At 69.6% G+C, this 17,979-nt stretch carries 15 protein-coding genes; 3 read left to right on the top strand and 12 right to left on the bottom strand.

Annotated features, from left to right (window positions below):
* Window positions 1-7: 7 nt before the first annotated feature.
* The 7 genes from mrdA to folC all read right to left on the bottom strand — a co-directional run bounded on the left by mrdA (window position 8) and on the right by folC (window position 7,741).
* Window positions 8-2,188 carry a penicillin-binding protein 2 gene (gene mrdA / locus OHA37_RS25730; RefSeq protein WP_266908935.1) on the bottom strand — a complete coding sequence of 727 codons (2,181 nt, stop codon included), beginning with the start codon at window positions 2,186-2,188 and terminating at the stop codon, window positions 8-10.
* A 13-nt stretch (window positions 2,189-2,201) separates the two neighbouring features.
* Complete coding sequence (gene mreD / locus OHA37_RS25725) at window positions 2,202-2,906, bottom strand: rod shape-determining protein MreD (protein ID WP_266908934.1); 705 nt, start codon at window positions 2,904-2,906, stop codon at window positions 2,202-2,204.
* Between the two features lie 12 nt (window positions 2,907-2,918).
* Complete coding sequence (gene mreC, locus OHA37_RS25720) at window positions 2,919-3,866, bottom strand: rod shape-determining protein MreC (protein ID WP_266908932.1); 948 nt, start codon at window positions 3,864-3,866, stop codon at window positions 2,919-2,921.
* 164 nt (window positions 3,867-4,030) lie between these two features.
* Window positions 4,031-5,050 (bottom strand): rod shape-determining protein, encoded by a 1,020-nt coding sequence (locus tag OHA37_RS25715; protein ID WP_069923827.1) that lies wholly within the window; start codon window positions 5,048-5,050, stop codon window positions 4,031-4,033.
* Window positions 5,051-5,346: 296 nt separating this feature from the next.
* Window positions 5,347-5,757: a nucleoside-diphosphate kinase gene (ndk, locus tag OHA37_RS25710; RefSeq protein ID WP_214950910.1), complete on the bottom strand. Its 411-nt coding sequence runs from the start codon at window positions 5,755-5,757 to the stop codon at window positions 5,347-5,349.
* A gap of 106 nt (window positions 5,758-5,863) precedes the next feature.
* Complete coding sequence (locus OHA37_RS25705; RefSeq protein ID WP_266908930.1) at window positions 5,864-6,223, bottom strand: DUF4233 domain-containing protein; 360 nt, start codon at window positions 6,221-6,223, stop codon at window positions 5,864-5,866.
* Between the two features lie 3 nt (window positions 6,224-6,226).
* The gene (gene folC, locus OHA37_RS25700) at window positions 6,227-7,741 is read right to left on the bottom strand and encodes a bifunctional tetrahydrofolate synthase/dihydrofolate synthase (RefSeq protein WP_266908928.1); all 1,515 of its coding nucleotides are present in this window, start codon (window positions 7,739-7,741) and stop codon (window positions 6,227-6,229) included.
* Window positions 7,742-7,859: 118 nt separating this feature from the next.
* On the opposite strand from folC, the gene OHA37_RS25695 reads away from it, so the two are divergent.
* Window positions 7,860-8,909, top strand: coding sequence for a rod shape-determining protein (locus OHA37_RS25695; protein ID WP_266908926.1), 1,050 nt, complete (start codon window positions 7,860-7,862; stop codon window positions 8,907-8,909).
* 30 nt (window positions 8,910-8,939) lie between these two features.
* Here OHA37_RS25695 and OHA37_RS25690 read toward each other — a convergent pair whose 3' ends face one another.
* Window positions 8,940-10,091, bottom strand: a complete 1,152-nt coding sequence (locus OHA37_RS25690; RefSeq protein ID WP_266908924.1) for a sensor histidine kinase — start codon at window positions 10,089-10,091, stop codon at window positions 8,940-8,942.
* A 152-nt stretch (window positions 10,092-10,243) separates the two neighbouring features.
* Here OHA37_RS25690 and OHA37_RS25685 point away from each other — a divergent pair, with 152 nt between their 5' ends.
* Window positions 10,244-10,825: a vitamin K epoxide reductase family protein gene (locus OHA37_RS25685; RefSeq protein ID WP_266908922.1), complete on the top strand. Its 582-nt coding sequence runs from the start codon at window positions 10,244-10,246 to the stop codon at window positions 10,823-10,825.
* A gap of 88 nt (window positions 10,826-10,913) precedes the next feature.
* Here OHA37_RS25685 and OHA37_RS25680 read toward each other — a convergent pair whose 3' ends face one another.
* Window positions 10,914-13,535, bottom strand: coding sequence for a valine--tRNA ligase (locus OHA37_RS25680; protein ID WP_266908920.1), 2,622 nt, complete (start codon window positions 13,533-13,535; stop codon window positions 10,914-10,916).
* Window positions 13,536-13,662: 127 nt separating this feature from the next.
* Here OHA37_RS25680 and OHA37_RS25675 point away from each other — a divergent pair, with 127 nt between their 5' ends.
* Complete coding sequence (locus tag OHA37_RS25675) at window positions 13,663-14,634, top strand: hypothetical protein (RefSeq protein ID WP_266908918.1); 972 nt, start codon at window positions 13,663-13,665, stop codon at window positions 14,632-14,634.
* A gap of 508 nt (window positions 14,635-15,142) precedes the next feature.
* On the opposite strand, the gene clpX is transcribed toward OHA37_RS25675, so the two are convergent.
* The 3 genes from clpX to OHA37_RS25660 all read right to left on the bottom strand — a co-directional run bounded on the left by clpX (window position 15,143) and on the right by OHA37_RS25660 (window position 17,964).
* Window positions 15,143-16,429, bottom strand: a complete 1,287-nt coding sequence (gene clpX, locus OHA37_RS25670) for an ATP-dependent Clp protease ATP-binding subunit ClpX (protein WP_250739478.1) — start codon at window positions 16,427-16,429, stop codon at window positions 15,143-15,145.
* Window positions 16,430-16,583: 154 nt separating this feature from the next.
* On the bottom strand, window positions 16,584-17,234 hold the full coding sequence (locus OHA37_RS25665) for an ATP-dependent Clp protease proteolytic subunit (protein WP_243334852.1): 651 nt from the start codon (window positions 17,232-17,234) through the stop codon (window positions 16,584-16,586).
* A gap of 112 nt (window positions 17,235-17,346) precedes the next feature.
* Window positions 17,347-17,964: an ATP-dependent Clp protease proteolytic subunit gene (locus OHA37_RS25660; RefSeq protein ID WP_250739480.1), complete on the bottom strand. Its 618-nt coding sequence runs from the start codon at window positions 17,962-17,964 to the stop codon at window positions 17,347-17,349.
* Window positions 17,965-17,979 lie beyond the last annotated feature (15 nt).

The following is a 17,979-nucleotide window of genomic DNA, read 5'->3' as shown; positions in this document are numbered from 1 at the left end:
TCGGTACTCAGTCGTGCTGCGCGGGGCGCTGGGCGGGCGGGCCGGCAAGCGCGGGCGGCGCCAGTTCTTCCGGGGACGGGGGTACGTACGGCCGGATCTCGGGGGAATCGATGCCGCCGTCGGGGCGGATCCTGGGCAGCTTCTTCTCGGGTCCCAGGAGGAGCGCCTTCTTCAGGTCCTGGTTGCCCGCCATGTCCAGGCCGTAGATGGCGTTGTAGATGTTGCGGACGGCGGGGCCCGAGGCTCCGGAGCCGGTGCCGCCCTGGGAGATGGTCATGACGATGGTGAAGTCGTCGGTGTAGGTCGCCAGCCAGGAGGTGGTCTGCTTGCCGTAGACCTGGGCGGTGCCGGTCTTGGCCCGCATCGGGATCTTGTCCAGCGGCCAGCCGCCGAAGCGCCAGGCGGCGGTGCCGCCGGGCTCGACGACCATGCGCAGGCCCTTGTCGAGGTCCTTGACGGTCTTGGCGTCGATCGGCAGCCTGCCGTGCGCCTTCGGCTTGATCATCTGGACGTGCTTGCCGTCGGCGCTGATCACGGCCTTGCCGACCGTGGGGTCGTAGAGGGTGCCCCCGTTGCTGATCGCCGAGTAGGCGGTGGCCATCTGGATGGGGGTGACGAGGACGTCGCCCTGGCCGATGGCGAAGTTGATGCTGTCGAACGCCTTGAGCTGGTTGCCTTCGAGGCAGCTCTCGTAGGCGATCTGCTCGACGTAGGTGCCGCCCTTCTTGCCCTGCTTGCACCAGGAGTCCTTGTTGGCCGCCCAGAAGCCCTTCTTCCACCCCCGGTCGGGGATGCGGCCGGTGACCTCGTTCGGCAGGTCGATCCCGGTCTCGGAGCCGAGGCCGAACTCGCGGGCGGTCCGGTAGAACCAGTCGTGGGCGTCCTTCTTGGGCTTGAGGCCGCCGTCGCGCTGCCATTCCTTGTGGCCGAGGGCGTAGAAGACGGTGTTGCAGGAGAACTTGAGGGCCTCGCCGAGCGTGATGGGGCCGTGCCCCTTGGACTCGAAGTTCGCGAAGCTCCGGTTGCCCATGCTGTAGGAGGCGCTGCAGTTGTACTTGTCGTCGAAGGCGTACCCGGCCCGGACGGCCGCGCTCGCCGACACCACCTTGAAGATGGAGCCGGCGGGGGCCTGGCCCTGGATGGCCCGGTTGAGCAGCGGGTAGTTGGAGCCCTCGCTGGTGAGGCGCGCGTAGTCCTTGGCGGCGATGCCGCCGACCCAGGCGTTGGGGTCGTAGTCGGGCTGGGAGGCCATCGCGACGACCCGGCCGGTCTTGGTCTCCATGACGACGACGGCGCCCGAGTCGCCCTCGTACTTGCGGCCGGTGATCTTGTCGGTCTCCTGGCGGACCGTCTTCATCGCCAGCTGGAGCTCGTACTCGGCCACGGACTGGACCCGGGCGTCGATGCTGGTGACGAGGGTGGATCCGGGCACGCCCGGGTCGGACTCGGTCTGGTGCATGACCCGGCCGAGGTTGTCGACCTCGTAGGAGGTGACCATCGCCTTGCCGCGCAGGTACTTGTCGTACGTGCGCTCGATCCCGGATCGGCCAACCTGGTCGGAGCGCAGGTGCGGCGAGTCGGTGTCCTTGGCCTTCTGGATCTCCTCGTCGGTGACCGGCGAGAGGTAGCCGAGCACCTGGGCGGTACGGGCCCCGCCGGGGGCCGGGTAGCGGCGGACCGCGACGGGCTCGGCGGTGATGCCGGGGAACTCCTCGGGGCGCTCGCGCAGCTGCAGCGCCTGCTGCGTGGTGGCGTCGAGGGTGATCGGGATCGGCTGGTACGGGGAGCCGTTCCAGCAGGGCGCGGGGGTCTGGGAGTCGCAGAGGCGGACCTTCTCCATGACCGCCTTGGGGGTCATGTCCAGGACCCCGGCGAGGCGGGTCATGACGTCATGGCCGCGGTCCTTCATCTTCATCAGCGCCGTGCGGCTGGTGGAGACGACCAGGCGGGTCTCGTTGTCGGCGAGGGCGACGCCCCGGGCGTCGAGGATCGTCCCGCGCACGGCGGGCTGGACGACCCGCTGGACGTGGTTGCTCTTGGCCTCGTGGTAGTACTCGGCGCCGTTGCGGATCTGGAGGTACCAGAGCCGGCCGCCGAGGGTGAGGAACATCGAGCAGACGAGAACCTGGATGATCACGAGCCGGATCTGCACCCGGGAGGTACGGCCGGTCTCCGGAATGTTGGTCACAAGGACTCCTCCCTCACAGCTTCTTGACGCTCTTCACACCCTTGATTCCCTTGACGCCCTTTATCCGGCCGGCCCGGTTGGCACGGCTGCGGGCCGTCTTCATCCGCAGGCCGCCGCGCTGGCTGCCGATCCGCAGCCCGGTGCCGCCGGCCAGCCAGCCGGAGGCGATGTCCTTGCCCGCGGGCGGGCCGCCGTTGGCCTCGACGGCCATCGGGTCGTTCTCCGCGCGGCGGGCCAGGGCCATGATGAACGGCACGGTGAAGGGGGCGAGCAGAAGGTCGTAGAGGACCGCGGTGAACACGAGTCCGCTCAGCCCCACGTGACGGGCGGCGGTGTCGCCGACCAGGGCGCCGACGCCCGCGTAGAGCAGGGTGGAGACGAAGGCGGCACCGACGACGGTGAGCATCGGGCCCCAGGCGGAGCGGAACCGCCCGGTGTCGGGGCGGACCAGGCCGGCGACGTAGCCGATGACGCACAGCACGAGCGCGTAGCGGCCGGCGGCGTGGTCGGCGGGCGGGGCCAGGTCGGTGAGGAGGCCCGCCGCGAAGCCGATGAGGGCGCCGCTGACGCACCCGTACACGAGCGCGAGGGCGACGACGGTGAGCAGGACCAGGTCGGGGACGGCTCCGGGGAGTTGGAGGCGGCCCAGGATGGAGACCTGGACGACCAGGGCGACCACGACGAGCGTGCCCGAGAGCAGGATCCGGTTGAAACGCATGATGATCGGCTCCTAGTCCTCGGCCGGCTTGCCGGACGCGGACGCGCCGGGCGACGGGGTGACCGTGACGGTGACCGTCGGGGTGGGCTTGGGCGCTTCGGGCTTGGGCGGCAGGACCGCGTCGCGCGGGTCCTGGCGCGGGGGCATGACCACGACGCCGACGATGTCCAGGCGGGAGAAGCCGACGAAGGGACGGACCCAGACGGTCCGGGTCAGGTCGCCGCGCGCGGGGTCGACCTTCATCACCTCGCCGATCGGGACGCCGGGCACGAAGGGCTTGTTGCCGCGCGAGCCGAAGGTGACGAGCCGGTCGCCGGTGTTGATCTTGGCCTTGCCGTTGAGCATCTGCACGGAGAGCTCCCGGTCGCCCTGACCGGTGGCGAAGCCGAGTTCGCCGGTCTTCTCCAGGCGGGTGCCGACGGTGAAGTCGGGGTCGTTGGCGAGGACCACGGTGGCGGTGTCGGGGCCGACGGTGGCGACGCGGCCGACGAGTCCGTCCCCGTTGAGGACGGTCATGTCGCGCTCGATGCCGTCCTTGCTGCCCGCGTCGATGGTCACGGTCCAGGAGAAGCCCTGGGCCGCTCCTATGGCGATGACCTCGGCGCCCTTGATGCCGTACTGGCCCGCGCCCGCCCGCTTGAGCATCTCGTCGAGCTCGCGGATCCGGCTGCGGGTCTGGTCGTCGCTGCCCAGCTTGGCCTTCAGCGCCGCGTTCTCGCGCTCCAGCGTCGCGATGCGGTTGTGCCGCTCGCCGGAGTCCCGTACGGCCCCTATGGCGTTGGCGACCGGGTCGACCCCTTTCGCCACGCCCTTTTCGACCGGTCCGAAGACCGCTGCGGCGGCCTGTCGGGCACCGTCGACCGGAGACTCCTCACCCGTCCTGATGTCCACCGTGATCAAAGCGAACGCGATGGCGATCAGAAGCACCAGGAGCAGCCGGCTTTCTCGTGTGTCCCTCACGTGCGGCGGCCGTGCCTTCCTCGTAGATAGCCGTGCGGCGAAGCCGCTCCGGTGGAGCCGGGGCTCGCACCGGACCTTGCCTGTATATCAACGATCCGCCGCACGGGCCCGGTAGCACCCGTACGGCGGATCATTTGTGTTCCACCGCCGTGCGGCGGGCCGGATCAGCGCCGCGGCTGGGCGTCCAGCACCTGCTGGAGCGCCTCGAACTCCTCCACGCACTTGCCGGATCCGAGCGCGACGGAGTCGAGCGGGTCCTCGGCGATGTGGATCGGCATGCCCGTCTCGCGGCGCAGCCGCTCGTCGAGGCCGCGGAGCAGGGCGCCGCCTCCGGTCAGGACGATGCCGCGGTCCATGATGTCGCCGGAGAGCTCCGGCGGGCACTTGTCGAGGGTGGTCTTGACGGCGTCGACGATGGCGTTGACGGGCTCCTCGATCGCCTTGCGGACCTCGGCGGCCGAGATCACGACGGTCTTGGGCAGACCCGAGACCAGGTCGCGGCCGCGGATCTCGGTGTGCTCGTCCTTGTCGAGGTCGTAGGCCGACCCGATGGTGATCTTGATCTGCTCGGCGGTCCGCTCACCGAGGAGGAGCGAGTACTCCTTCTTGATGTGCTGGATGATCGCGTTGTCGAGCTCGTCGCCGGCCACCCGGATGGACTGTGCCGTGACGATTCCGCCGAGGGAGATGACGGCCACCTCGGTGGTGCCGCCGCCGATGTCCACGACCATGTTGCCGGTGGCCTCGTGGACGGGCAGGCCCGCTCCGATGGCGGCGGCCATCGGCTCTTCGATGATGTGCACCTGGCGGGCGCCGGCCTGCGTGGACGCCTCGATGACGGCGCGGCGCTCCACTCCCGTGATGCCGGAGGGTACGCAGACCACGACGCGCGGGCGGGCCAGGTAACGGCGCTTGTGGATCTTGAGGATGAAGTACCGGAGCATCCGCTCGGTGATCTCGAAGTCGGCGATGACGCCGTCCTTGAGGGGCCGCACGGCGACGATGTTGCCGGGCGTGCGCCCGATCATCTTCTTGGCTTCGGAGCCGACCGCCAGGATGCCACCGGTGTTCGTGTTGATGGCGACCACGGACGGCTCGTTCAGGACGATTCCCCGGCCCCTCACGTACACCAGCGTGTTGGCGGTCCCGAGGTCGATCGCCATGTCACGGCCGATGAACGACATGTTGTTCCCCTTGTTCCCCATGAGGAGCGTCTGGCCTTCCAGTTGATAGCGGCTGCTGTCAGGTCGGCGAGGTGGGTGTGTGGGTGGAGGCCCCATCGTAGTGCCGCAAGTACGGCCACCGCGCGACGGGACTCCGGCAAGCCCGCCGGAACGGATACCCGCCCCCTTAGTGGTGACGTCGTGTCCTGTCCATGCGTTCCCGAATATGCCCGGTAATACCGGAGGGCGACCGAAATTACTTCGGTCGCCCCAGGTCATGAGCGCTATTCGGCTGATGTTGCGTCAGAAAAGAGTGATCACAGCGCCGGGAAGAACAGCTTCAGCTCCCGCTCCGCGGACTCCTCGGAGTCCGAGGCGTGGATCAGGTTCTCCCGGGTGACGGTACCGAAGTCACCCCGGATGGAGCCGGGCGCGGCGGCAATCGGGTCAGTGGGTCCGGCCAACTGGCGGACACCCTCGATCACGCGCTCCCCTTCGACGACCAGGGCCACGACCGGGCCGCTGGCCATGAAGCCCATGAGGGGCTCGTAGAAGACCTTGCCCTTGTGCTCGCCGTAGTGCGCTTCCAGGGTCTCCTGGTCCAGCGTGCGCAGCTCCAGCGCGGGAATGGTCCAGCCGGCCTTCCGCTCGATGCGGCCGACGATCTCGCCGATCAGGCCGCGACGGACGGCGTCGGGCTTGAGGAGGACGAGCGTGCGCTGGGTCATATGGGTAACTCCTTGCGGCATACGGGTGCGGTCCGACGAGGCTACAGGTGCCCGGGCCCCCGCCGTGCGGGGCCTTCCCGGGGCCGCGCTGCGGCTCCCCGGCGGGCTACGCCTCGGTGGGGGCGGCGGCCTGGGCCTCCGCCTGGGCGGCCCAGCGGGCCTTGATCTCGTCGATGCGGCGGCCGTAGTGGATCGAGCACCACCACAGGCCCGCGAACACCACGCCCAGGATGAACATCATCGGGACGACGAAGCCGCTCAGCACGAGCCCGATCTGCAGGGCCCAGCCGATCTGGACGGCCCCGGGGCGCGAGAGCATCCCGCACAGCAGCACCGACACCAGCATCGCGATCCCGCAGACGGTCCAGACCGTGGCCTGGCTCAGATCGCCCTTCATCGCGACCAGCCCGGCGAAGCCGATCACGAAGAACTCGGCGATCAGCGTCGAAGCACACAGCGTGCGCATCCCTCAGCCCCTCTTCAGCAGCAGGCGGGCCTCGCCCACCGTGATCACGGACCCGGTCACCAGGACCCCGGCCCCTCCGTACTCCGCCTCTTCCTCCGCCAGGGTGATCGCCGCCTCCAGGGCGTCGTCCAGCCGCGGCTCCACCTGCACCCGGTCGGCGCCGAAGACCTCGACCGCGATGGCCGCGAGATCGTCGGCGGGCATCGCCCGGTGGCTGGTGTTCTCCGTGATCACGACCTCCGCGAAGATCGGCTCGAAGGCCTCGAAGACCCCGCGCGCATCCTTGCCCTCGCTCGCGCCCACGACCCCGACCAGCCGGCTGAAGCCGAAGGCCTCGGTCACCGCCTCCGCCGTGACCCGCGCCCCGGCCGGGTTGTGCGCCGCGTCCAGGACCACCGTCGGGCTGCGCCGCACGACCTCCATGCGGCCGGGCGAGGTCACCGAGGCGAAGGCCTTGCGCACGGTCTCCGCGTCCAGCACCCGCGCGTGGTCCGCGCCGATCCCGAAGAAGGCCTCGACCGCGGCCAGCGCCACCGCCGCGTTGTGCGCCATGTGGGCGCCGTGCAGCGGCAGGAAGATGCCGTCGTACTCGCCGCCCAGCCCGCGCAGCGTCAGCTGCTGCCCGCCCACCGCGACCTCGCGGGTGACGACGCCGAACTCCATGCCCGCACGGGCCACGGTCGCGTCGACCTCCACGGCCTTCTTCAGCAGCACCTGAGCCGCGTCCACCGGCTGCTGCGCCAGGATCACGGTGGCGCCCTGCTTGATGACGCCGCCCTTCTCCTGCGCGATCTCACCGGTGGTGGAGCCGAGCCGGTCCGTGTGGTCCAGGCTGATCGGGGTGACCACCGCGACCGCGCCGTCGATGACGTTGGTGGCGTCCCAGGTGCCGCCCATGCCCACCTCGATCACGGCCGCGTCCACGGGCGCGTCCGCGAAGGCCGCGTAGGCCATGCCGGTGAGGACCTCGAAGAACGACAGCCGGAACTCCTCGGCCGCGTCCACCATCTCCACGTAGGGCTTGATGTCGTGGTAGGTCTCGACGAACCGCTCGGCGGTGATCGGCGCCCCGTCCAGGCTGATCCGCTCGGTGACCGAGGACACGTGCGGGCTGGTGTAGCGGCCGGTGCGCAGCTCGAAGGCGTTCAGCAGCGCCTCGATCATGCGGGCGGTGCTCGTCTTGCCGTTGGTGCCGGTGACGTGGATGGAGGGGTACGCGCGCTGCGGCTCGCCCAGGACGTCCATCAGCGAGGCGATGCGCGTGACGGACGGCTCCAGCTTGGTCTCGCCCCAGCGGCCGGCCAGCTCCTGCTCCACCTCCCGCAGCGCCTTGGCCACCTCGGGGTCGGCGGGCTCTTCGGGCACGGGGTCGCCCTGGGGCGGACCGGCCTGCGTCCGCAGGGTGCGGCTGCCCGCCTCGATCACCGCCAGGTCGGGGTCGCGGTCGGACTCTTCCGCCACGATCTGGTCGAAGGCGTCGAAGCTGTCATCGTGGCTCTCGGGCTGCTGCTCACTCACGGGACCCAGTCTACGGACGAGGGCCGGGGGGACTTTCGGCCCGGTCGTATCGGGACCTTCTCCTGCGGGTGCGACCTGATCGTTATGCAAGCCTTGCGGGCAGGAGATTGGGGAGCAAATGCCGCAGGCCAGCACGAACAAGACAGGTTCCAGCCGCGACATAGGGATAGACCTGGGAACCGCCAACACCCTCGTCTACGCACGGGGGCACGGCATCGTCCTCAATGAGCCGTCCGTGGTGGCCGTCAAGGCGGGCACCACCACCGCACTGGCCGTGGGTACCGAGGCCAAGGAGACCATCGGCCGCACTCCCGGTTCCATCACCGCGATCCGCCCCCTCAAGGACGGCGTGATCTGCGACTACGAGGCCGCCGAGGAGATGATCCGGCACTTCGTCCGCAAGGCCGTCCCCGGCCGCCGGGTGCGCACCCGCATGGTGATCTGCGTACCGTCCGGGGTCACCCCGGTGGAGCGGCGGGCCATCATCCACGCCTCCGCACGGGCCGGCGCCAAGACCGTGCACCTGATCGAGGAACCCATGGCCGCGGCGATCGGCGCCGGGCTCCCGGTGTCCGAGCCGCGCGGCTCGATGGTCGTCGACATCGGCGGCGGCACCTCCGAGGTCGCGGTCATCTCGCTGGGCGGCATCGTCACCTCGCGGTCCCTGCGGGTCGCGGGCGACCGGATGGACGCGGCGATCACCGACTGGGTCCGCAAGGAGCACTCGCTGCTCATCGGCGACCGCACGGCCGAGGACCTCAAGATCGCCATCGGTTCGGCATGGCCGGTGCCGGACCGGCCGGAGCTGGAGAGCGCGACCTTCACGGTGCGGGGCCGCGAGAAGGTCGGCGGCATGCCGCAGACGCTCGCACTCGACGCGCGTGACGTGCGCGCCGCCCTGGACGAACCGGTGGAGGCGATCATCGCGGCGGTCCGCACCACCCTGGAGGAATGCCCGCCCGAACTGTCCGGCGACGTCATGGAGCACGGCATCGTCCTGACCGGCGGCGGCGCGCTGCTCCCCGGCCTGGACCTGCGGATGGCCTCCTCGACGGGGATCCCGGTCTTCGTCGCGGACGACCCGCTGGACTGCGTGGCGCTGGGATCGGGCCGCTGCGTGGAGGACATGGACGCGCTCAGCAGCCTGCTGGCGCCGGCGAGGGCCTGACCCCCGGAAGGGGCCGGCATCCCGGAAGGCTCAGCCCTTCGGAAGGGTCGCGAGGACCTCGTACGCGTCCTGCGTCCGCGTGGCCGTCAGGGTGCCGCCCAGGCTGCGCACGCGCTCGGACATGCTCGCCGTGCCCGAGCCCGCCGAGACGGGGGCCCTGGTCGGGTTGCGCCGCGCCAGCCCGTTGCGGACGGCGATCCGCAGCTGCGGCCCGTCCGCCGCGATGGACACCTCGATGGTCTCGCCGCGCGCGTGCTTGGCTGCGTTGGTGAGGCATTCCTGCACCACCCGGTAGACCGCCGCCTGGCGCAGCGGCGACAGCCCGTGCACGTCCGGATCCAGGGCGAGCCGTACGGGCGAACCCGCGCGCCCGCTCTCCTCCGCGAGCGCCGCCAGCCCTTCCACGCCCGGGGTGGCCGCCCGCTCCCCGCGCTGCACGATGATCTCGTTGAGCACCAGGTGCGCCCGCCGGGCGGTGTCGGCGAGCTCCTCGAAGTCCTTCGCGTACGCCGTCTCGCGCGAGCGCATCGACAACACCTCGGAGCGGACCGTCAGCAGGGTCAGCTCGCGCCCGACGAAATCGTGGACGTCGCGGGCGACGGAGGTCCGCTCCTGCTGGACGGCCTGCAGGACGGCGGACTCCGCGCGCCGGGTGTCGAGCTCGCGCACGAGGTCGTGGCGGTAGGCGGCGATGCCCACGGCCGAGGCGAGGACCCCGATGGGCACGACGAGGCTGAGGAAGGAGCTGAGGGTCTCGGCCCGGGCCATCGGCCAGCCCGGCACGCAGCAGAAGAGGCACACCGCGAAGGCGAGGTAGCCGAGGGTGGCGAGGACGCCGGCCCGGCGCCCGCGGAAGCGGCCCACCGAGTACAGCGCGAACTGGATCAGGGTCAGCTCGTGCAGCCAGCCGATGAAGAGCAGCGCGGCGAGGTACGAGACCCAGGGCAGCCGGCGCCGCACCAGCAGGGTGGAGCAGCCGAGCGCCAGCACGACCGCTGCGGAGGGCCCGCTCAGGGAGTTGTCGGCGGCCGCCAGGCCCGGCAGGTCGAGCGCCATCAGGCCCAGGCAGCTGAGGGCCGCGAGCAGGTCCATCGCGCGCGGCGAACCGGCCCAGCCCTGCGCGAGCCGGCGGCCGAAGGCCAGCAGCCGGTGGGGCGCCGAGAGGGCGGGCTTGACGTGCATGCCCTCCATCATCCGTGGTCGGCGCGCCCGGATCCGGGCCACCAGGACCCGAGAACGCGTGATTTAGGGCACTTCGGACAGGCCGGAGGTCCCCCGGCCCGGAGGCCTTGCGCTCTACCAGGGGCCGCTCGCGGGCTCGTAGCGTCGGGAGAATGACCACCCACCAGGGAACGACCGCCCATCAGGGAACAGCCACCCCCCGGGGCACCGCCCTGCTCCTGCTGATCGGCGGCCTCATCGGCACCCTGGCCTCGGGCGTCCTCACCTACGACCGCATCCGCACCCTGGAGGACCCGCTCTTCACCCCGGGCTGCAACGTCAACGCGGTGCTGAGCTGCGGCGACGTGATGACCACCTGGCAGGGCAACCTGCTCGGCTTCCCCAACATGCTGCTCGGCCTCGCCGGCTTCGCGGTCCTGGCCGGGCTGGGTACGGCCCTGGTCGCCGGGGCGGTGCTCCCCCGCCGGCTGTGGCTCGGACTGTGGGCCGGGATCGCGGCCGGGTTCGCCTTCACGGTGTGGCTGATCAGCCAGTGCCTGTACGTGATCGGCGCCCTGTGCCCGTGGTGCATGGTCGTCTGGGCGGTGATGATCCCGCTGTTCTGGTACGTCACCCGGCACCTGGCCCCGGCCGGCTCCCGGCTGCGGGCGCTCCCCCACTGGGTGGTGCCGCTGGCCGCGTACGGCGTGGTCGCGGTGCTCATCCTGACGAAGTTCGGCACCCGGCTGCTGTGACGCCGGGCCCCCGCGGGGAACAGATACGGCGAAGGCCCCCACGTCGACCGACGGCGTGGGGGCCTTCGCTTGTGTCCTACAGGCGTGCTCAGCCCTCGGGCAGCGCCGCCAGCTGGGCCTGGAGACGGACGATGTCGTCCTCCGCCTTGGTCAGCCGGCCCTTGATCTTGTCCACGACGTTGTCGGGGGCCTTGGCGATGAACGCCTCGTTCCCGAGCTTCGCCTCGGCCTGCTGCTTCTCCTTCTCGGCGGCGGCCAGGTCCTTGCTCAGCCGCTTGCGCTCCGCCGGGATGTCGATGGTGCCCGACAGGTCGAGCGCGACCGTGGCTCCGCCGACCGGCAGGGTGGCGGTGGCGCTGAAGTCGTCGCCCTCCGGCTGGAGGCGCAGCACCTGGCGGATGGCGGCCTCGTGGGCGGCCAGCGCCGTGGCGGAGAGGTCCAGGCGGGCCGGGACCTTCTGCTTGTCGTCGAGGCCCTGCTCCTTGCGGAACCGGCGGACCTCGCGGACCAGGCTCTGGACGCCGTCGATTTCGGCATCGGCGGCCGCGTCGCGGAAGCCACTGTCCTTGGGCCATTCGGCGATCACCAGGGACTCGCCGCCGGTCAGCGTGGTCCACAGGGTCTCGGTGACGAAGGGGACCACCGGGTGCAGCAGGCGCAGCATGACGTCGAGGACCTCGCCGAGGACCCGGGCGGAGGCCTTGGCCGGCTCGCCGCCCGCGAAGAAGGTCGTCTTCGACAGCTCGACGTACCAGTCGAAGACCTCGTCCCACGCGAAGTGGTAGAGCGCCTCGCTGAGCTTCGAGAACTGGTAGTCCTCGTAGAAGGCGTCGGCCTGCGCGACGGTCTCGTTCAGCCGGGACAGGATCCAGCGGTCGGTCGCCGACATCTCCTCGACCGACGGCAGGTCGCCCTCGATCGTGGCGCCGTTCATCATCGCGAAGCGGGTGGCGTTCCAGATCTTGTTGGCGAACTTGCTGGAGGCCTGGACCCAGTCCTCGCCGATCGGGACGTCGACACCCGGGTTGGCGCCGCGCGCCAGGGTGAAGCGGACCGCGTCGGAGCCGTACTTGTCCATCCAGTCGAGCGGGTTGACCGCGTTGCCGAAGGACTTCGACATCTTCTTGCCGCGCTCGTCGCGGACCATGCCGTGCAGGGCGATGGTGTGGAACGGCGGGGTGCCGTCCATCGCGTACAGGCCGAACATCATCATCCGGGCGACCCAGAAGAAGAGGATGTCGTAGCCGGTGACCAGGACGGCGTTCGGGTAGAACTTCGCCAGGCTGTCGGTCTGCTGCGGCCAGCCGAGCGTGGAGAACGGCCACAGGCCCGAGGAGAACCAGGTGTCCAGGACGTCGGTGTCCTGGGTCCAGCCCTCGCCGCTCGGCGGCTGCTCGTCGGGGCCGACGCAGACGATCTCGCCGTTCGGGCCGTACCAGACGGGGATGCGGTGGCCCCACCACAGCTGGCGCGAGATGCACCAGTCGTGGAGGTTGTCGACCCAGTCGAAGTAGCGCTTCTCCATCTCCTGCGGGTGGATCTTGACCTGGCCGTCGCGGACCGCGTCACCGGCGGCCTTGGCGAGCGGGCCGACCTTGACCCACCACTGGAGCGAGAGGCGGGGCTCGATGGTGGTCTTGCAGCGCGAGCAGTGGCCGACGGAGTGCGTGTACGGGCGCTTCTCGGCGACGATCCGGCCCTCGGCGCGCAGCGCGGCGACGATGGCGGAACGGGCCTCCAGCCGGTCCAGGCCCAGGAACGGGCCGTGGACGGTGATGACGGCGTGCTCGTCCATGACGGCGAGGTTGGGCAGGCCGTGGCGCTGGCCGATCTCGAAGTCGTTGGGGTCGTGCGCCGGGGTCACCTTGACGGCGCCGGTGCCGAACTCGGGGTCGACGTGCTCGTCGGCGACGACCGGGATGCGGCGGCCGGTGAGCGGCAGCTCGATCTCGGTGCCGACGAGGTGCTTGTAGCGCTCGTCGTCGGGGTGGACGGCAACGGCCGTGTCACCCAGCATCGTTTCGGCGCGGGTGGTGGCCACGACGATGGAGGCGTCGCCCTCGCCGTAGCGGATGGAGACGAGCTCGCCCTCGTCGTCCTGGTACTCGACCTCGATGTCGGAGATCGCGGTGAGGCAGCGGGGGCACCAGTTGATGATGCGCTCGGCGCGGTAGATCAGCTCGTCGTCGTAGAGCTTCTTGAAGATGGTCTGGACGGCCTCGGACAGGCCCTCGTCCATGGTGAAGCGCTCGCGCGACCAGTCGACGCCGTCGCCGAGGCGGCGCATCTGGCCGGAGATCTGGCCGCCGGACTCGCCCTTCCACTGCCAGACGCGCTCGACGAAGGCCTCGCGGCCCAGGTCGTGGCGGGACTTGCCCTCCTTGGCGAGCTCGCGCTCGACGACGTTCTGGGTGGCGATGCCGGCGTGGTCCATGCCGGGCTGCCACAGGGTCTCGTAGCCCTGCATGCGCTTGCGGCGGGTGATGGCGTCGATCAGCGTGTGCTCGAAGGCGTGCCCCAGGTGGAGGCTTCCGGTGACGTTCGGCGGCGGGATGACGATGGCGAAGGGGGGCTTGTCGCTCTTCTCGTCCGCCTCGAAGTACCCACGCTCTACCCAGCGCTCGTAGAGCTTCCCCTCTACATCGGCCGGCGCGTACGAAGTCGGCAGTTCGGAGTAGGGGCTGCTGGGTGTCTGCGTGTTCTCGGTCACGAGCCACAGTTTAGAGCGGTAACAGTCCAGTCATGAAACCGGCTTTCCCAGGACCCGGCGCCCTGAGCGCCTCCGGCTTCCGCCAGGATGTGTGGGACGCATAAACAACCTCATGGGGGGACGCGGGATGAGCTACAACCAGCCGGGACCGTACGGGGGCCAGCAGCCGCAGCAGCCGGGGCCTTACGGACAGCAGCCGCAGCAGCCGGGCCCGTACGGACAGCAGCCCGGCCCCTACGGCCAGCAGCCCGGCGCGCAGCCCGGCTACGGCTACCCGCAGCAGGCCCCCCAGGGAGTCCCGCAGCAGGGCTACCCGCAGCAGCAGCCCGGCTTCCCCCAGCAGCAGGCCCCGTACGGCGGCTACCAGCAGCAGCCTCCGTACGGCGGCGGGATGCCCCCGCAGCAGCCCCCGAAGAAGTCGAAGGCCGGCGTGATCATCGCGGTGGTCCTGGCGGTGGCCGTGATCGGCGGCGGCGGCTGGTACTTCACGCAGGGCGGCGGCGCCTCCGCGGACATCTCCGCAGACACCAAGGGCTACAAGCTGGTCGCCCCTGCGTCGGTCGATGACTTCAAGAAGGACCCGAAGAGCAAGCCTGAGGAGTTCACCGACAAGGACCGCAAGGAGGCGGAAGCGGTCGGCGTGAAGAACCCGACCCAGGTCGCTCAGGCCTACCAGTCCGGTGACCCTAAGAACCCGCTGGCCGTCAAGGCGCTCAACTTCCAGGGCGTGTACGGCGAGATCGCCAACCCGGAGAAGGCCGTGGACGCCTACTTCGCCATGGCCAAGGCCGATTCGATGAAGAGCGAGGACGACGGGCAGGCGGAACTGGTCGGCTCCCCCAAGGTGATGAAGCCGGCCGGCTTCAAGGGTGCGGTCATGAAGTGCCAGGAGCTCAAGCTCACTCCGAAGAAGTCGGACACGAGCCCGCTCACGAAGCCCTTCACCATCCCGGTCTGCATCTGGGGTGACTACAGCACCCTGTCCATCGTGAGCATGGTGGACTTCGCCTCCGTCATGGGCGGCGCCCAGAGCTTCACCCTGGAACAGACGGCGGGCTACACCGCGAAGCTCTACAACACGGCCCGCTCTAAGGCCTGATCGCCAGCAGCCTGCACGGGCACTCGTCTCCGTGCAGGCCGGCCACGGCCAGAGGGCTAGCGGCCCGCGCGGTAGCACGCCTCGACGGCGGGCTCCTTCCTGACTCCAATGTTTGTCAAGCCGAAGTAGCACGAACCCCAGCGTCCTGGGTTGACAAGGACGCTGACGCTACCCGCCTTACAACCAGACTCCACCTTCGGGCCTATCCGATAGCCCTGCGTGTGGAGGTAATGCTGGCAATCACCCTGATCAGCCGACGCCGGCGTAGCCGCCACCATCGGCAGCACGGTAGCGGCCACCGTTACCGCCAGGGCTCCCATGACACGGTTCAACTTCACGCTCTTACCTCTCGATCGAAAGCCGTTCGAGGCAAAGCCGATCAAGGAACCCTGCGTCACGCCAGACCATAGCGAACTTATGTCTGATTGCAGCGCAAGTTGGGCCGACCGCGGAAGGGGCGCCCCCAATCGGGGGCGCCCCTTCCGCTTACGCGTACCCTGCCTGGCAGCTACGCCGACTTCTCGTGCGGGCCCTGGTCCTTCGGGACGATCCGCGGGACCAGCGTCGGGTTGACGTTGGAGCGGACCACGTCCGAGGTGATGACCACGCGGGCCACGTCCTTGCGGGACGGGACCTCGTACATCACCGACATCAGGACCTCTTCCATGATGGCGCGCAGGCCGCGCGCGCCGGTCTGGCGCAGGATCGCCTGGTCGGCGATGGCTTCGAGGGCCTCGCGCTCGAAGTCCAGCTCCACGCCGTCGAGTTCGAACAGCCGCTGGTACTGCTTCACCAGGGCGTTGCGCGGCTCGATGAGGATCTGGAGCAGGGCCTCGCGGTCCAGGTTGTGGACCGAGGTGATGACGGGCAGACGGCCGATGAACTCGGGGATCATCCCGAACTTCACCAGGTCCTCCGGCATGACCTCCTGGAACTGGTTGCTCGCCTCGATCTCGCGCTTCGAGCGGATGGTCGCCCCGAAGCCGATGCCCTTGGCGCCGGCGCGGGACTCGATGATCCGCTCCAGGCCGGAGAAGGCGCCGCCCACGATGAACAGCACGTTCGTCGTGTCGATCTGGATGAACTCCTGGTGCGGGTGCTTGCGGCCGCCCTGCGGCGGCACGGAAGCGGTGGTGCCTTCCAGGATCTTCAGGAGGGCCTGCTGCACGCCCTCGCCGCTCACGTCGCGCGTGATCGACGGGTTCTCGCTCTTGCGGGCGACCTTGTCGATCTCGTCGATGTAGATGATCCCGGTTTCGGCCTTCTTGACGTCGTAGTCGGCCGCCTGGATCAGCTTGAGCAGGATGTTCTCGACGTCCTCGCCGACGTACCCGGCCTCCGTGAGCGCCGTCGCGTCCGCGATGGCGAACGGGACGTTGAGCATGCGGGCGAGCGTCTGGGCCAGCAGCGTCTTGCCCGAGCCCGTGGGGCCGAGCAGGAGGATGTTGGACTTCGCGAGCTCGATCGCGTCGTCACGGCCCGTCCCGCCGCCGTTCTCTCCGGCCTGGACGCGCTTGTAGTGGTTGTACACCGCGACGGAGAGCGCCTTCTTCGCCGGCTCCTGGCCGACGACGTAGCTCTCCAGGAACTCGTAGATCTCACGGGGCTTGGGAAGTTCTTCCCAGCGAACCTCGGAGGTCTCCGCGAGTTCCTCTTCGATGATCTCGTTGCAGAGGTCGATGCACTCGTCGCAGATGTACACACCGGGTCCCGCGATGAGCTTCTTCACCTGCTTCTGGCTCTTTCCGCAGAACGAGCACTTGAGCAGGTCGCCGCCGTCACCGATGCGTGCCACGAGGTGCTTCCCCTTCGCCTGGGAGACGCCTGGTTCAGCGCTCCTGGTGCCTCATATCCGACGGTACCTTGCCGGGGGCCCCGTGCGGGGCCCCCTTGACGTGGTTCACATCGCGTAATCCCCGCGACGTGCCCACGCCAACTGGCGGCAAGGTTCAGTTCGAAGTCTTGCGGGTCGCGACGACCTGGTCGATCAGGCCGTACGCCAGCGCGTCCTGGGCCGTCAGGATCTTGTCGCGCTCGATGTCGTCGCGGATCTTCTCGATCGGCGTCGAGGAGTGCGTGGCCAGCATGTTCTCCAGCTGGTCGCGCATGCGCAGGATCTCGTTGGCCGCGATCTCCAGGTCGGAGAGCTGCTCACGGCCGGTGCCGCCCGAGGGCTGGTGGATCAGCACGCGGGCGTTCGGCAGCGCCATGCGCTTGCCGGGCGCGCCGGCGGCGAGCAGGACGGCGGCGGCAGAGGCCGCCTGGCCCATGCAGACCGTCGAGATGTCCGGCTTCACGAACTGCATCGTGTCGTAGATCGCCGTCAGCGCGGTGAAGGAGCCGCCGGGGCTGTTGATGTACAGGTAGATGTCGCGGTCCGGGTCCATCGACTCCAGGCACAGGAGCTGCGCCATGACGTCGTTGGCGGAGGCGTCGTCGATCTGCACGCCGAGGAAGATGATGCGCTCCTCGAAGAGCTTCGCGTACGGGTCGTACTCGCGGACGCCCTGCGAGGTGCGCTCCACGAAGCGCGGCACGACGTAGCGGTTGTCCACCGGCGCGCCGGTGTAGAGGCCGCTCGCGGGAGAAAGGTTGTTCATGTGCATCTGGGTGTTCACCGTCCTGGTGGCGTTCTGCGGGCTGAGGCTTGCCTGGTGCGGGGCGGGCGAAGGGCCCCCGTAGGGGATCCCTCACGCCGGGCCGGGGCCGGGATCAGGCCCCGGTGCCGCCGCCGCCCGGGACCAGCGACGCGGCGGAGATGATCTCGTCGATCAGGCCGTAGGCCTTGGCCTCTTCCGCCGTGTACCAGCGGTCGCGGTCACCGTCGCGGATGATCGTCTCCACGGTCTGGCCGGAGTGGTGCGCGGTGATCTCAGCCATGCGCTGCTTCGTGCGCAGCAGGTACTGGGCCTGGATCTTGATGTCCGAGGCGGTGCCGCCGATGCCGGCGGAGCCCTGGTGCATCAGGATGTCGGTGTTCGGGAGCGCGAAGCGCTTGCCCGGGGTGCCGCCGGTGAGCAGGAACTGGCCCATGGAGGCCGCCATGCCCATACCGATGGTGACCACGTCGTTCGGGATGTACTGCATGGTGTCGTAGACGGCCATGCCGGCCGTCACCGAGCCACCGGGGCTGTTGATGTACAGGTAGATGTCCTTCTCCGGCTCGGCGGCCAGGAGCAGGAGCTGCGCGGTGATCTTGTTGGCGATGTCGTCGTCGACCTGCTGGCCGAGGAAGATGATGCGCTCGCCGAGCAGCCGGTTGTAGACATGGTCGCCGAGGCCGCCACCGATGGACGGCTCACCCGCGGCGTAAGGCTTCAGATTCGTCACGTATCCACCTGCTCG

The sequence above is a fragment of the Streptomyces sp. NBC_00335 genome (assembly GCF_036127095.1).
In the GTDB taxonomy this organism is placed as follows: domain Bacteria; phylum Actinomycetota; class Actinomycetes; order Streptomycetales; family Streptomycetaceae; genus Streptomyces.
The sequence above is the reverse complement of the archived record's forward strand: the minus strand, read 5'-3'. Positions and strand labels throughout refer to the sequence as shown.

Excerpts from the sequence above, each read along its gene's own strand:
- OHA37_RS25675 (WP_266908918.1), top strand. The coding sequence starts at position 13,663 with ATGAGCTACAACCAGCCGGGACCGTACGGGGGCCAGCAGCCGCAGCAG.
- OHA37_RS25685 (WP_266908922.1), top strand. The coding sequence starts at position 10,244 with ATGACCACCCACCAGGGAACGACCGCCCATCAGGGAACAGCCACCCCC.
- mreD (WP_266908934.1), bottom strand. The coding sequence starts at position 2,906 with ATGCGTTTCAACCGGATCCTGCTCTCGGGCACGCTCGTCGTGGTCGCC.
- OHA37_RS25690 (WP_266908924.1), bottom strand. The coding sequence starts at position 10,091 with ATGCACGTCAAGCCCGCCCTCTCGGCGCCCCACCGGCTGCTGGCCTTC.
- OHA37_RS25715 (WP_069923827.1), bottom strand. The coding sequence starts at position 5,050 with ATGTCGTTCATCGGCCGTGACATGGCGATCGACCTCGGGACCGCCAAC.
- OHA37_RS25695 (WP_266908926.1), top strand. The coding sequence starts at position 7,860 with ATGCCGCAGGCCAGCACGAACAAGACAGGTTCCAGCCGCGACATAGGG.
- OHA37_RS25705 (WP_266908930.1), bottom strand. The coding sequence starts at position 6,223 with ATGCGCACGCTGTGTGCTTCGACGCTGATCGCCGAGTTCTTCGTGATC.
- ndk (WP_214950910.1), bottom strand. The coding sequence starts at position 5,757 with ATGACCCAGCGCACGCTCGTCCTCCTCAAGCCCGACGCCGTCCGTCGC.
- OHA37_RS25665 (WP_243334852.1), bottom strand. The coding sequence starts at position 17,234 with ATGAACAACCTTTCTCCCGCGAGCGGCCTCTACACCGGCGCGCCGGTG.